The sequence below is a fragment of the Microbacterium sp. GQ128 genome, assembly GCF_059758615.1.
In genome coordinates, this window is the sequence record NZ_JCAXDY010000002.1 from 319,356 (window position 1) to 332,915 (window position 13,560).

Annotated in this window: 11 protein-coding genes and 2 tRNA genes; 2 read left to right on the forward strand and 11 right to left on the reverse strand. The window is 66.3% G+C overall.

Going from position 1 to position 13,560, the window contains the following annotated elements; translation table 11 throughout:
- Window positions 1-24: 24 nt before the first annotated feature.
- Window positions 25-939, forward strand: coding sequence for a DUF4365 domain-containing protein (locus AC6CHX_RS07560; protein WP_498272298.1), 915 nt, complete (start codon window positions 25-27; stop codon window positions 937-939).
- 63 nt (window positions 940-1,002) lie between these two features.
- Here the strand turns inward: AC6CHX_RS07560 and AC6CHX_RS07565 are convergent.
- From AC6CHX_RS07565 to AC6CHX_RS07585, 5 genes are all read right to left on the reverse strand, one after another.
- A tRNA-Ala gene (locus AC6CHX_RS07565) sits at window positions 1,003-1,075 on the reverse strand.
- 26 nt (window positions 1,076-1,101) lie between these two features.
- Window positions 1,102-1,175, reverse strand: a tRNA-Ile gene (locus AC6CHX_RS07570).
- An 85-nt stretch (window positions 1,176-1,260) separates the two neighbouring features.
- Complete coding sequence (locus tag AC6CHX_RS07575; RefSeq protein ID WP_498272299.1) at window positions 1,261-2,220, reverse strand: hypothetical protein; 960 nt, start codon at window positions 2,218-2,220, stop codon at window positions 1,261-1,263.
- Window positions 2,217-2,906, reverse strand: a complete 690-nt coding sequence (locus tag AC6CHX_RS07580; RefSeq protein ID WP_498272300.1) for a LuxR C-terminal-related transcriptional regulator — start codon at window positions 2,904-2,906, stop codon at window positions 2,217-2,219. The genes AC6CHX_RS07575 and AC6CHX_RS07580 overlap by 4 nt, the downstream gene beginning before the upstream one ends.
- Window positions 2,894-4,162, reverse strand: a complete 1,269-nt coding sequence (locus AC6CHX_RS07585) for a sensor histidine kinase (protein WP_498272301.1) — start codon at window positions 4,160-4,162, stop codon at window positions 2,894-2,896. Before AC6CHX_RS07585 ends, AC6CHX_RS07580 begins: the two co-directional genes overlap by 13 nt.
- Window positions 4,163-4,290: 128 nt before the next feature.
- Here AC6CHX_RS07585 and AC6CHX_RS07590 point away from each other — a divergent pair, with 128 nt between their 5' ends.
- Window positions 4,291-5,001, forward strand: a complete 711-nt coding sequence (locus tag AC6CHX_RS07590) for a VIT1/CCC1 transporter family protein (RefSeq protein WP_498272302.1) — start codon at window positions 4,291-4,293, stop codon at window positions 4,999-5,001.
- A gap of 78 nt (window positions 5,002-5,079) precedes the next feature.
- Here AC6CHX_RS07590 and AC6CHX_RS07595 read toward each other — a convergent pair whose 3' ends face one another.
- The 6 genes from AC6CHX_RS07595 to dnaN form a co-directional block, all read right to left on the reverse strand.
- Window positions 5,080-5,484 (reverse strand): DUF3566 domain-containing protein, encoded by a 405-nt coding sequence (locus AC6CHX_RS07595; RefSeq protein WP_029264201.1) that lies wholly within the window; start codon window positions 5,482-5,484, stop codon window positions 5,080-5,082.
- Window positions 5,481-8,036, reverse strand: coding sequence for a DNA gyrase subunit A (gyrA, locus tag AC6CHX_RS07600; protein ID WP_376101728.1), 2,556 nt, complete (start codon window positions 8,034-8,036; stop codon window positions 5,481-5,483). The genes AC6CHX_RS07595 and gyrA overlap by 4 nt, the downstream gene beginning before the upstream one ends.
- Window positions 8,037-8,080: 44 nt before the next feature.
- Window positions 8,081-10,171, reverse strand: a complete 2,091-nt coding sequence (gene gyrB, locus AC6CHX_RS07605) for a DNA topoisomerase (ATP-hydrolyzing) subunit B (RefSeq protein WP_452326470.1) — start codon at window positions 10,169-10,171, stop codon at window positions 8,081-8,083.
- A 118-nt stretch (window positions 10,172-10,289) separates the two neighbouring features.
- Window positions 10,290-10,793, reverse strand: a complete 504-nt coding sequence (locus tag AC6CHX_RS07610; protein WP_136042562.1) for a DciA family protein — start codon at window positions 10,791-10,793, stop codon at window positions 10,290-10,292.
- On the reverse strand, window positions 10,786-11,976 hold the full coding sequence (gene recF, locus AC6CHX_RS07615) for a DNA replication/repair protein RecF (RefSeq protein ID WP_136042561.1): 1,191 nt from the start codon (window positions 11,974-11,976) through the stop codon (window positions 10,786-10,788). Before recF ends, AC6CHX_RS07610 begins: the two co-directional genes overlap by 8 nt.
- A 251-nt stretch (window positions 11,977-12,227) precedes the next feature.
- Window positions 12,228-13,370, reverse strand: a complete 1,143-nt coding sequence (dnaN, locus tag AC6CHX_RS07620) for a DNA polymerase III subunit beta (RefSeq protein ID WP_376101720.1) — start codon at window positions 13,368-13,370, stop codon at window positions 12,228-12,230.
- Between the last annotated feature and the right edge of the window lie 190 nt (window positions 13,371-13,560).

The window sequence follows — 13,560 nt, forward strand, 5'->3', positions numbered from 1 at the left end:
CCAACCCGAAAGTGAGCACCCCTGATGGCAAGAAACGACCGGAACAACCAGCAGGGAAAGCTCGGCGAGCTTCGCGTGGCAGAGGTCTTCGTCAAGGCCGGATGCGCGGTCAACTTCCTGCCGTTCATGGATTTCGGTCTCGACCTCCATGTCCAACTTCCCGTCAGGGTCCCCGAAGCGGATGATGAGTCCTGGTCGATGTCGGGCTCGACCGCGCATGTGCAGGTCAAGACGACGAGGACGACGAGCTTGCCTGCAATCACGCGAGAGACGGCGGCTGCGTGGCAGCTCGGTGCACAAGCGGGAACACCGACGTTCGTGATAGCCGTCGTCTCCCACGAGCCCACAGCCGTTCGCTACCGCTTCTTCGATCCTCTCGTCGTGAAGCAGTACGTCGACAAGAGCAAGGGCGACAGCTTCAAGCTGCCCATCAGCCGCGGGGTCGTCGTTCACCCCGAAGACCTCTACGATCACGTTTCGGATTGGGTGATCAAGGCCCGGTACTACCTGTCGGCTGCGATCGGTTTCTTCTGGTCCGACGTGAAGGCGGACGTGTGGGAATCCGCTCTGATGATGGTCTCGCAATTGACGCTCATCCATGAACGAGCGTTCCGCTCTCCGTCGACTTCGGCGGAGCTTCAACCTTGGGCCGACACGGCACGAACCCTCATGTCCGCCTACCTCGAGGGTGCCGGGTACTCTCCGGAGACGCTCGACGAGATAAGCGGTGACCGATCCCATTCGCTTCTCCACGAGATCGAACAGCGTACGTTCGATGTGGTCAACGGTGCCGGATCCGAGAAGCACGGATGGAACGAAGACGTGGAGCCCCTGGCCGCGGTGTCGCCGCTGCCCGACGAGAGAGGTTCCCTGACCTACCTCGCGGAGATCTGCCGTGCCTATGGTCGGGTCTCGAACCCCGACGGCGATGCGCCCTGATGGCCAGAAAACGTGGACCAATGAAAGAAGCCCCCGGCAGGTGCCAGGGGCTTCTCGATCCTGTGGAGCCTAGGAGATTCGAACTCCTGACATCCTGCTTGCAAAGCAGGCGCTCTACCAACTGAGCTAAGGCCCCGTGAGGGAATTTCTTGAGTTAAAGGGTGGGGCTACCAGGACTTGAACCTGGGACCTCTTCATTATCAGTGAAGCGCTCTAACCGCCTGAGCTATAGCCCCGTCAACCTCCAAGACTTTACCGGAGAAACACGGAAAAACCGAATCGAGGGGGAGGACCCGGGAGAGTCCTCCCCCTCGACGACGTTCAGCGGCCCGGGCGGATGGTCGCCGTGCCCGCGGAGAGCGACACGTCGATCGTCCTCCGCGCACTCGGGGCCTCGTCGACCTTGGCGTTCAAGGTGCCGGCGCTGACGTTCTGAGCGATCGCGTATTCGACGTCGGGCACCGTCAGATCGAGCGTGCCGGCGCTCACGTCGACCGTGGTCTGCGTCGGCGCCGTACCGGTCAGCTCGACCGTGAGGTCGCCGGCGGAGACGCCGAGGTCGGCGCGGGTGACCCCGTCGAGGAGGATGTCGGCGCGACCGGCGTTCATCTCCGCGTCGAGCTCGACGGCCGATCCTTCGACATCGAGGGCACCGGCGTTGACCCGGACGTCGAGCACTCCGTAGTCGCCCACGACATCCAAGCTGCCGGCGTCCAGATCGAGGTCGGCGTCGAGCGCGTCACCGCGCAGGCTCTCCGGCAGGGTGAGCACGGCGATCTCCTCATCGCCGAACCAGTTGCCGAACCACCAGCCGAACACGCCGTCAGGGCTCCGGACGATCAGTTCATCACCGTCGCGGTCGAACGTCCACGCGGTGCCGCGGCCGTTGGTGATGGAGAGCTGTGCCTCCTCGACATCGCCGAACTCGACGCGCATGCTGCTGGCGTCGGCGTCGACGTCGATCCCCTCGATGCCATCCACGCCCACGGTCTGCACCGAGTCGGGCCGGCTCGACGACATGATGTTCCCGGCGGCGGCCGCGGCGGCGGTTCCCCCGGAGCCGAGCAGGGCGATGCCGCCGACCACGGCCGTGATGACCATGACCGCGGTGGTACCCGAGGAGCGACCGCCCGAAGCCCCGGGCGGGGGTGCCGTCGGAGCCGCATGCGGGGCGGGTGTCGGGGGTGCCGGCGTCTGCGGTGCGGAAGCGGGCGGGGGCGAAGCGGGCGGCGGGGTGAGCGGGGTGTGCTCGCCCGCGGCGCCGTTGTTGTCGGTGGTCATCGTGCCACTCCTGTCTGGCCGGTCGGCGGCGTCGGGCCACCGGTGTTCTCGATGTGGGCGAGGGCGGCGAGCACGCGGCGGTTGCCCGACTCGTCCTGCTCGAAGCCCAGCTTCTGGAATATGGACGTGATGTGCTTCTCGACACTGGCCTCCGAGAGGAACAGCAAACCGGCGATCGCCTGGTTCGACTTGCCCTCCGCGATCAGGGCGAGCACGGTGCGCTCCCGTTCCGTGAGACGCATCATCCTGTCGTCACGGTTGCGCCGCGTGAGCAGCTGCGCCACCACTTCGGGGTCGAGCACCGTCGCACCCTCCGAGATGCGCTGCACCGAGACGAGGAACTCCGAGACGTCGGCGACCCGATCCTTGAGCAGGTATCCGAGCGGACCGCCCTGCGCCGCGATCAGATCGGAGGCGTAGCGCTCCTCCACATACTGCGAGAGCACGAGAATGGCGAGCGACGGATGCGTGGACCGCAGTCCGAGCGCGGCGCGGATCCCCTCGTCCGTGAATGTGGGAGGGAGCCGGACATCCAGGATGCACAGGTCGGGCGCCGTGGTGGCGACCGCCTGGTCGAGACCCTCGATGTCGGGGAGAGCGGCGACCACCTCGTGGCCGGCGTCCTCGAGCAGACGGACGAGACCTTCTCGCAGCAGGACCGAGTCCTCGCAGATCAGGATGCGCACGGGACGTTCACCTCCAGGCTGGTCGGTCCGCCCTGCGGACTGTCGAGGCGGAACGTTCCACCCGCGGCGAGGATCCGGTTGGCGATGCCGTCGAGGCCACCACCGGGCTGCACCTGCGCGCCGCCGATGCCGTTGTCCTCCACCCGCGCCCAGAGGGTGTTCCCCTCGCGGAGCCGCACGATGACGCGGGCCTCGCTGGCCCTCGAGTGCTTTGCGGCGTTGGTCAGGGACTCGGCGATCGAGAAGTACACGGCCGCCTCGGCCTCGCGGCTGCATCGTCCGTCCATGCGCACATCGAGGTGCACGGGGATGTGCGACCGGCCGGCGAGTGCCGACAGCGCCGCGTCGAGGCCGCGGTCGTCGAGCACGGAGGCGTGGATGCCGCGGGCGAGCTGCCGCAGCTCGGTGATGGCCGCCTTGGTGGAGGTGTGCGCCTCGTTGATGAGTTCCTTCGCGGTCTCCGGGTCGCTGTCGATCTTCTGCTGCGCGAGCCCGAGCGTCATACCGACCGAGACGAGCCGCGGCTGCACGCCGTCATGCAGGTCGCGCTCGATGCGCGTGCGCTCCACGTCGGCGGCACGCACCGCGCCCTCTCGCTGTGCGGTCGAGGTGCGGACGCGTTCGGTGAGCTCCGTCTCCTTGCTGCGGACCACGATCGCCAGAGAGAGCGTGCGGTGCAGCAGGGCCAGCCCGATCATCCCGACCACCGAGGCCGCGATGCCGAGGATGCCGACCAGCGGCGCCCAGGCGACAGGGATGCCTCCGCCGCCGAAGGGTCCCATCACCGTGTCCGCTGCCGTGAGCGGGGCGAAGGAGATGATGATCGACCAGACGAGGCTCCAGGCGAGCCGCAGCACGATGAAGCCGAGCACGGCCGAGATCGCGAAGTTCGCGACCGCGCGCCACATGCGGGGGTCGATCGCCTGGCGTCCGAGGGAGCGCAGCCAGCCGCCGAATCCGGGGCGATCACGCCGCTGCGGTCGCAAAGGACTGATGGGCGCGCGGTAGAGAGCGCCGACACGGGCGACCTCGAACCAGCCGAGTCCGTACAGGGCGTACACGAGGCCGACGAGGAGCACGAGGCCGATGCCGGCGACGAAGAGGAGTCCGAGTCCGGTGCCGAGAAGCCCGCCGAGCATGCCGAAGATGGCGCCGCCGAGCGCGCCGACGCCTGCGAGATGCAGGATCGTGAGGAAGATGCGCAACGGCGGCTTCACCGCCGTTGCGGGAGCCGGGGTCGCAGTCTGAGTGGTCATGGTTCCAAGGTACGGCGGGGCCGACACGCACGACACCGAGTCAACCGGACACTGCGCTTCGGGTTTTCCGTAAACGAACGCGGGTGCTTTCCGCCCCTATCGAACGCACGGTCTGGTTCACTGGCTGCATGACAGCCCACGAAGGAGAACCTCACGGCGCAGGTCTCGGCCAGCGACTGAACTGGTTGCGCGCAGGAGTGCTCGGCGCGAATGACGGAATCGTCTCGGTCGCCTCGCTCGTCGTGGGCGTGGCCGGCGCGACGACCGACAACGCCGCACTCCTCACCGCGGGGATCGCCGGACTCGTCGGCGGGGCGATCTCGATGGCGCTCGGGGAGTACGTGTCGGTCAGCAGCCAGCGCGACAGCGAACGCGCTCTGATCGCGAAGGAGAGGGAAGAGCTGCGCACGATGCCGACCGCGGAACTCGCCGAACTCACGGGTCTCTATCGCGACCGCGGCCTCTCCGAGGAGACGGCGCGTCGGGTCGCCGAGGAGCTCACCGCACACGACGCGCTCTCCGCCCACCTGGAGGTCGAGCTGGGCATCGACCAGAACGACTTGGTCAATCCGTGGCACGCGGCGATCTCCTCGGCGGTCGCCTTCACCCTCGGCGCGCTGCTCCCGCTGCTCGCCATCCTGCTGCCAGCGCCGGAATGGCGTGTTCCCGTCACCTTCGTCGCCGTCTTGATCGCCCTCGCGATCACCGGCGCGGTGTCTGCCAGGATCGGCGGATCACCCCCGCTGCGGGCATCGATCCGGCTGGTCATCGGCGGGGCGCTCGCTCTCGCCGCGACCTGGCTGATCGGCACGCTCCTCGGAACGACCGGCGTCGTCTGATCCCGAGGGTCCCGAAGGACGACGAAGGGCGGATGCCGTAGCATCCGCCCTTCGTGAATCCGGTTCGAAGACCGAGGATCAGTTCGACATGAAACCGACGAGCAGTCCGCCGGTCACCTTCACCGCGAGGTTGTAGATTCCGGCGACGACGGCGCCGAGCACCGTGAAGACGATCAGGTTCAGGATCGCCACGACCGCGGCGAACGCCATGACCTGCGGCAGGCCCACGACCTCCGACAGCACGAACTCGTTGCCGGTGATGCCGAGCAGGAAGCCCTCGGCGGTCTTCATGATCCCGGTCGCCTGGAGCACCAGGAAGATCAGGAAGAACGCCACCATCGTGACGACGGCGAGAGCGACCGCTCCGAGGAACGAGAGCTTCACGGCCGACCAGAAGTCGACGTAGACCAGACGCAGGCGGACCTGCTTGCCACTGGTCTTGCGTGTCGACTTCTTCGCCAGCTTGTCGGCCACTGTACTCATGCGTCTGTATCCTCGGGGGTCTCTGTCGTCTCAGGTGCCTGGGTCTCGGCATCCTCCGCATCCGCCTCGTCTTCAGCGAGGCCACGCTCGCCATTACGGGCGATGGCGAGGATGCGGTCGGCCTCCGTCGTCCGGGCGAACACCACTCCCATGGTGTCTCGACCCTTCGCAGGGACCTCGGCCACGGCAGAGCGTACCACCTTGCCGCTGGAGAGAACCACCAAGACCTCGTCGTCCTCGGCGACGATCAGACCACCCGCGAGAGTGCCCCGATCATCGTTCAACTTGGCGACCTTGATGCCTGTTCCACCGCGTCCCTGGACCCGGTATTCCTCGACCGCGGTGCGCTTCGCGTAACCGCCGTCGGTGACGATGAACACGAACTTCCCGGGGGCGGCGACCGACGCCGACAGCAGGCAGTCCTCGTCGATCTTGAACTTCATGCCCCGCACACCGGCTGTGGCTCGCCCCATCGGACGCAGCGCCTCGTCGGTCGCCTCGAAGCGCACCGACATGCCGCGACGGCTGATGAGGAGGATGTCGTCCTCGGCGTTCACGAGGAGCGCACTGACCAGCTCGTCCTCGTCGTTCAGACGGATCGCGATGACGCCGCCCTGGCGGTTGGTGTCGTACGCCTCGAGGCGGGTCTTCTTGACCAGGCCCTCTCGCGTGGCCAGCACCAGGTAGTCGGCGACCTCGTAGTCGCGGATGTCGAGCACCTGGGCGATGCTCTCGTCCGGCTGCAGGGCCAGCAGGTTCGCGACGTGCATACCCTTGGCGTCGCGCCCGGCCTCCGGCACCTCATAGGTCTTGGCGCGATAGACGCGACCCTTGTCGGTGAAGAAGAGCAGCCAGTGGTGCGTCGTCGTCACGAAGAAGTGCTCGACGATGTCGTTCGCACGAAGCTGCGCGCCCTTGACGCCCTTGCCGCCGCGGTGCTGGGAGCGGTAGTTGTCGCTGCGCGTGCGCTTGATGTAGCCCTCGCGCGTGACGGTGACGACCATCTCCTCTTCGGCGATGAGGTCCTCCATCGAGACGTCGCCGTCGAAGCCGTGCAGGATGTGCGTGCGGCGCTCGTCGCCGAAGCGGTCGACGATCCCCGTCAGCTCTTCACGGATGATGGTGCGCTGGCGACCCTCGTCGGCGAGGATCGACTTGTAGTCGGTGATCTGAGCCTCGAGCTCGTTCGCCTGGTCGATGATCTTCTGACGCTCGAGCGCCGCCAGTCGGCGCAGCTGCATCTGCAGGATCGCCTCGGCCTGGATCTCGTCGATGTCGAGGAGCTTCTGGAGTCCCTCGTTCGCATCCGCCGTGGTCTGCGACCGGCGGATGAGCGCGATGACCTCGTCGAGCGCGTCGAGCGCCTTCAGGTATCCGCGCAGGATGTGCATGCGCTTCTCGGCCTCGCGCAGTCGGAACTCCGTGCGCCGGACGATCACCTCGATCTGGTGGGTGATCCAGTGCGTGATGAAACCGTCGATCGCGAGCGTACGCGGCACGCCGTCGACGATCGCGAGCATGTTCGCGCCGAAGTTCTCCTGCAGCTGCGTGTGCTTGTAGAGGTTGTTGAGCACGACCTTCGCGACCGCGTCGCGCTTGAGCACGACGACCAGACGCTGACCGGTGCGGTCGGACGACTCGTCGCGGATGTCGGCGATGCCGGTGATCTTGCCGTCGCGGGCGAGGTCGCCGATCTTCACCGCGACGTTGTCGGGGTTGACCTGGTAGGGCAACTCGGTGATGACGAGGCAGGTGCGGCCCTGGATCTCTTCGACGTTGACGACCGCGCGCATCGTGATCGAGCCGCGGCCGGTGCGGTACGCCTCGTGGATGCCCTTGGTGCCGAGGATCTGCGCACCGGTCGGGAAGTCCGGACCGGGCACGCGCTGGATCAGACCGTCGAGCAGCTCCTCACGGGAGATCCCGGGGTTGTCGAGCGCCCAGAGCGCGGCGGCCGAGACCTCGCGCAGGTTGTGCGGCGGGATATTCGTGGCCATACCGACCGCGATGCCGACCGATCCGTTGACGAGCAGGTTCGGGAAGCGGGCCGGGAGGACCGTCGGCTCCTGGGTCTGACCGTCGTAGTTGTCGGTGAAGTCGACCGTGTCCTCTTCGATGTCGCGCACCATCTCGAGCGCGAGCGGGGCCATCTTGGTCTCGGTGTATCGCGGAGCCGCCGCCCCCATGTTGCCGGGGGAGCCGAAGTTGCCCTGGCCGAGAGCCAGCGGGTACCGCAGCGACCACGGCTGCACCAGTCGCACGAGGGCGTCGTAGATCGCCGAGTCGCCGTGCGGGTGGTACTGACCCATGACCTCGCCCACCACACGGGCGCACTTCGAGAACGACTTGTCGGGGCGGAACCCTCCGTCGTACATGCCGTAGATCACACGACGGTGCACGGGCTTGAGGCCGTCGCGCACGTCGGGGAGGGCACGCCCGACGATGACCGCCATGGCGTAGTCGAGGTAGCTGCGCTGCATCTCGAACTGGAGGTCGACCTGGTCGATCTTGCCGTGGTCGTGTTCCGGCTCGGTGCGTTCTTCGTCAGTCATCAATCAATCTCTCTGTCACACATCTGGTCTGAGCCCGTGGGGCGTCAGATGTCGAGGAAGCGGACGTCCTTGGCGTTGCGCTGGATGAAGCTGCGTCGGGACTCGACGTCTTCACCCATCAGCACGCTGAAGATCTCGTCGGCGGCGGCGGCGTCCTCGATGGTGATCTGCTGCAGGGTGCGCGTGGTGTGATCCATCGTCGTCTCCCACAGCTCCTTCGGGTTCATCTCACCGAGACCCTTGTAGCGCTGGATGCCGGCATCCTTCGGGATGCGCTTGCCGTTGTCGAGACCGTGCTTGAGCAGAGCGTCGCGCTCGGCGTCGCTGAACACGTACTCGTGCGCGGAGTTCGACCACTTCAGGCGATACAGCGGCGGCATCGCGAGGTACACGAAACCGGCCTCGATGAGTCCACGCATGTAGCGGAACAGCAGCGTGAGCAGCAGCGTGGTGATGTGCTGGCCGTCGACGTCGGCATCCGCCATCAGCACGATCTTGTGGTAGCGCGCCTTCTCGATGTCGAACTCTTCGCCGATACCCGTGCCGAAGGCCTGGATCATCGCCTGGACTTCCTTGTTGCCCAGAGCCTTGTCGAGGCGTGCGCGCTCGACGTTGAGGATCTTGCCTCGGAGAGCCAGGATCGCCTGCGTGTGCGGGTCGCGACCCTGCACCGCGGAACCACCGGCCGAGTCACCCTCGACGAGGAAGATCTCGCTGATCGAAGGATCCTTGCTCGTGCAGTCCTTGAGTTTGTCGGGCATGGCTGCCGACTCGAACACGCTCTTGCGACGCGCGGTCTCACGAGCCTTGCGGGCGGCGAGGCGAGCGGTCGCCGCGTCGAGAGCCTTGCGGATGATGTTCTTCGCCTGGACCGGGTTGCGCTCGAACCAGTCTCCGAGCTGGTCGCCCACGACCTTCTGCACGAAAGCCTTGGCCTCGGTGTTGCCGAGCTTGGTCTTGGTCTGACCCTCGAACTGCGGCTCGCCCAGCTTGATCGAGATGACTGCCGTCAGCCCCTCGCGCACGTCGTCGCCGGAGAGGTTGTCGTCCTTCTCCTTGAGGATGTTGTTCGCCCTGGCGTATCTGTTCACCAAAGTTGTCAGGGCGGCACGGAATCCCTCTTCGTGCGTTCCACCCTCGTGGGTGTTGATCGTGTTCGCGTAGGTGAAGACGTTCTCGGTGTACGAGGTGGTCCACTGCATCGCGATCTCGAGAGAGATCTTGCGCTGCGTGTCCTCGGACTCGAACGCGATGATCTCGTCGTTCACGACCTCGGCGTGACGCACCTTGTTGAGGTACTCGACGTAGTCGACGAGGCCGCGCTCGTAGAAGAACACATCGCCGGGCTGCTTCGTGACGGTCGAGCCGTCTTCCTCCACCTCGTAGGCGGAGGACTCGCGCTCGTCCCGCAGCTCGATACGCAGTCCCTTGTTGAGGAACGCCATCTGCTGGAAGCGCGTGCGCAGCGTGTCGTAGTCGAAGTCGATCGATTCGGTGAAGATCGACGCATCGGGCCAGAACGTGATGCTGGTTCCGGTCTCGTCGGTCGCCTCGCCCTTCTCGAGCTTCTGCTGCGGGATGCCGCCCTCGGCGAAGGAGTGCCGCCAGACGAATCCCTTCTGCTTGACCTCCACGTCGAACCGGGTCGACAGCGCGTTCACCACAGAGGAGCCGACGCCGTGCAGACCACCGGAGACGGCGTAGGCGCCGCCGCCGAACTTTCCACCGGCGTGCAGGATCGTCAGCACGACCTCGACCGTCGACTTGTTCGGGTCGGAGGAGTGCGGATCGACCGGGATGCCGCGACCGTTGTCGACCACGCGAACGCCGCCGTCGGCGAGCATCGTCACGAGGATCGTGTCGGCATAACCGGCGAGTGCTTCATCGACCGAGTTGTCGACGATCTCGTAGACCAGGTGGTGCAGACCGCGCGGACCGGTGGAACCGATGTACATACCGGGGCGCTTGCGCACGGCCTCGAGGCCCTCGAGGATCTGGATCGAGTCGGCGCCGTACTCGCCGGGCTGCTTGATCTTGGGGGAGATCGTGTTGCTCGTGGTCTCGGACCCGTCGACGGGGTCGGGGGTGCCCCCGGTGTTGGATTCCGTCTCGTCAGCAGGGGATTCAGGCGTCATCAGAGGGCATTCTCCACATCGATATCACGAACTCCCATTCTAGCGGGGTTTCGTCGGGAAATGCCGCTCAACGGCCGTGTGTGGCCCTCTGAGCGTTGTGGACCCCATTCGTGGTGTCCTACCCGTAGGTGTCGCGCGGGCCCCGCCCTGGAACGACTCTGGGACCCCATTTCCAGGAGGGGACGTCCGGTCCGATGAAGCGGAGGTTCTCGACACCCGCATCCGGATAGCGACGACCGATCTCCGTGAGAATGGTCGCGCGCATGAACTGGAGGTTCTTCGCCCACGCCGTCGAGTCGCACTTCACCGTGAGCAATCCACGCTCCAGAGACACCGGCTCGGAGTGCTTCGCAGTGTCGGCGCCGGCCAGATCGGCCCACTGCCGGACCAGGTCCTCGCGGGCCAGCGTGATCTGCCAGCCGGAATCCCGACTCAGCTTGTCGAGCACCGCGCCGAGAGCACCCGGGTCGCGTCCGGGGGTGAACGGAGCGTTGTCGTCGTCGGAGACGATGCGGCGCTTGCGCTTCCAGCTCTTCGAGCTCGGCTGCAGCCCGCGCAGGCGCAGGTATGTGCCCACGGTCTCCGGCACGTCGGCCGGCGGAGTCGATGCGGCGTCAGTCATCCGCTGCCTCCCGTTCGTCGCTGATCGTCCCGGCGCTGATCCGCACGACGTGAGCATGCAGCACCTCGGGGATATCCTCCTCCACGGCGGCCGTGACCACGACCTGCTCATATCCGGCAGTGAGGGCGGCGAGCCGCTGCCGCCGGTCGGCATCGAGTTCGGCGAACACGTCGTCGAGGATCAGGACCGGATCGCCGGCGGGAGATTCGCTGCGCAGCAGCTCGGCCGACGCCAGCCGGAGCGCGAGTGCCACCGACCACGATTCACCGTGCGAGGCGTACCCCTTCACGGGGAGATCGCGCACGCGCAGCACCAGGTCGTCGCGGTGCGGGCCCGTGAGTGTGAGACCGCGATCGATCTCCTTCGACCGCTTCGCCGCCAGCGATGCGCGGAACATCTCGGCGATGCGCTGTGTGTCGCCGAGTTTGCCGAGAGAGGACGCCTCGTCGGCACCCGTCATGTCGTCGTCCTCCTCCGGATCCCCGCCGCTGACCGAAAGCGCCCACTCCAACTGCGGACGATGGTCGGCGCCGGCGATGGCCTCGTACGCGTCGGCCACGGGTTGCTGAAGATCCGCTGCCAGCCGCTGCCGCGCCGTGATGATCTCGGAACCGAGGGCGACGAGCTTGTCGTCCCAGACATCGAGCGTGCTCAACCCCTCCCCACGGATGCCGCGCGCTCGCGCCGACTTCAGCAGAGCGTTGCGCTGCTTGAGCACACGGTCGTAGTCCGCGAGCACCGCCGAGATTCGAGGAATGCGCTGGATGAGGAGCTGATCCACGAATCGACGACGAGCCGACGGATCGCCCCGCACGATCTGCAGATCCTCCGGGGCGAAGAGCACGACATGCGCGTAGCGCGGAAGCTCGTTCGGCTTCGACGGCGATCCGTTGATGCGGGCCTTGTTCGACCCCTGCCGGTTCACCTGGACCTCGGCGAGCACGCGACGCTCGCCATGAGAAAGCCGTGCTCGGATGACCGCGAACTCCTGACCGTCGCGCACCATCGGCGCATCCGACGACACCCGGTGCGAGCCGAGAGTGGCGAGGAAGACCACGGCCTCGGCCAGATTCGTCTTGCCCTGCCCGTTCCGACCGACCAGCACATTGGGACCGCGGTGAAGCGCCAGTTCGGCGGTCGCGTAATTGCGGAAATCGACCAGACTCAGGTGCTCCACAATCACGGAGTCAGCCTACCTTCGGGGTCTGACACTTGTTCTTCTCTGGTTTTGGTGCTTGTGGGTCGCAGGCGACGACGCACCCTTCGCTCGCAGAGAGGGTTCCCTCCCACTTCGTGGGCCCCTCCCGATGCTCGCTCCGGGAGCATCGCCCCCTGCGACGGTTCCGTGGATCGTCTTACGGCTCGAGCTCCGGGACCGTTACGGAAGAGGGGGGACGGCGTCTCGCTGCGCTCGACGACTGCGTGCCTTGCCGATCAGCGGAGGAGGAGGTTCGGCTGAAGAAGGTACTTGAACGAATCGAGACCGGCCTGATCGACCGAAGTCTGGCTCGTGATGAGCACCGGGCTGAGCTTGTTCGCGTTGTCACTCGATGTGAAGGTCACGCGGACGAACTCGCTCTTCACCGCACCGAGCGCCTCGATCAAGTACTGCGGGTTCAGGCCGAGCGTGACCTCTTCGCCGCCCGAGAGGATCGCATCGACCGACTCGGAGGCCCTGGCGTGCTCGCTGCCTGACGCATCCATCGTCACGCTGTCGTTCGAGAACGTGAAACGCAGCGGTGCCGCGCGGTCGAGCACGAGCGACACACGCCGCACGGCCTCGACCAGATCAGCGGTGTTGACGACCGCGTAGTGATCGGTCTGCTCGGGGAAGAGTCGGCGGACCGGCGGGAAGTTGCCCTTGATCAGCAACGACGTGACGGTCTTGTTGCCGGCGGTGAAGGCGATGATCTCGCGGTCCCCCGCCCCGGAGAAGGCGATCTGGATGGTGCCGGCGTGGCCGAAGGTCTTGCCGACCTCGAGCAGCGTTCGCGCCGGAACCAGTGCGGTCGCCTCGACGGATTCGCCGTCCCACGGCACGTCGCGGAGCGATACGCGGTAGCGGTCGGTGGCGACCAGGCTGAGGCTGTGACCGGAGACCTCGAGCTGCACACCCGTGAGCACGGGGGTGACGTCGTCGCGAGATGCGGCGAAACCGACCTGCGAGATCGCCGTTCCGAAGTCATCGGCGGGAACGACGCCGGACGATCCGCTCACCTCGGGGATCGACGGGTATTCCTCGACCGGCATGGCAGCCAGGGTGAAGCGAGCGGAGCCGCAGGTGACGGCGATGCCGCCGTCTTCCTCGACCGCGATCTCGATCGGAGCGTTCGGGAGGCGGCTGGCGATGTCGGAGAGAAGCCGACCGTGCACGAGGATCGTGCCCGGTGTGTCGACGGTGGCTTCGATCGTGGTGCGGGCAGAAGCCTCGTAGTCGAATGCCGAGAGCGTGAGTCCGGATCCGTCTGCCTCGATCAGCACTCCCGCCAAGATCGGCTGCGGATTGCGCTGCGGCAGAAGCTTGACGACGAACGAGACAGCCTCGCTGAAGACATCGCGGTTGACCTGAAACCTCACTGGTGCTCCCTTGTCGTCGAACTGTGACGCGTTGTCGTCGGCCCTGCCGGTGCAGGGCTTCCCATGCTAGCCCCCAGTCCGGCTTGTTCCCTACGCCGGAGTTCTTGTCATTCGTTCGACGGTTCTCCCCACCGTCTGGTGATGGGATCGCGCCTTGAAAGACTTAACTCCTTAACGGTGTTAACAGCTG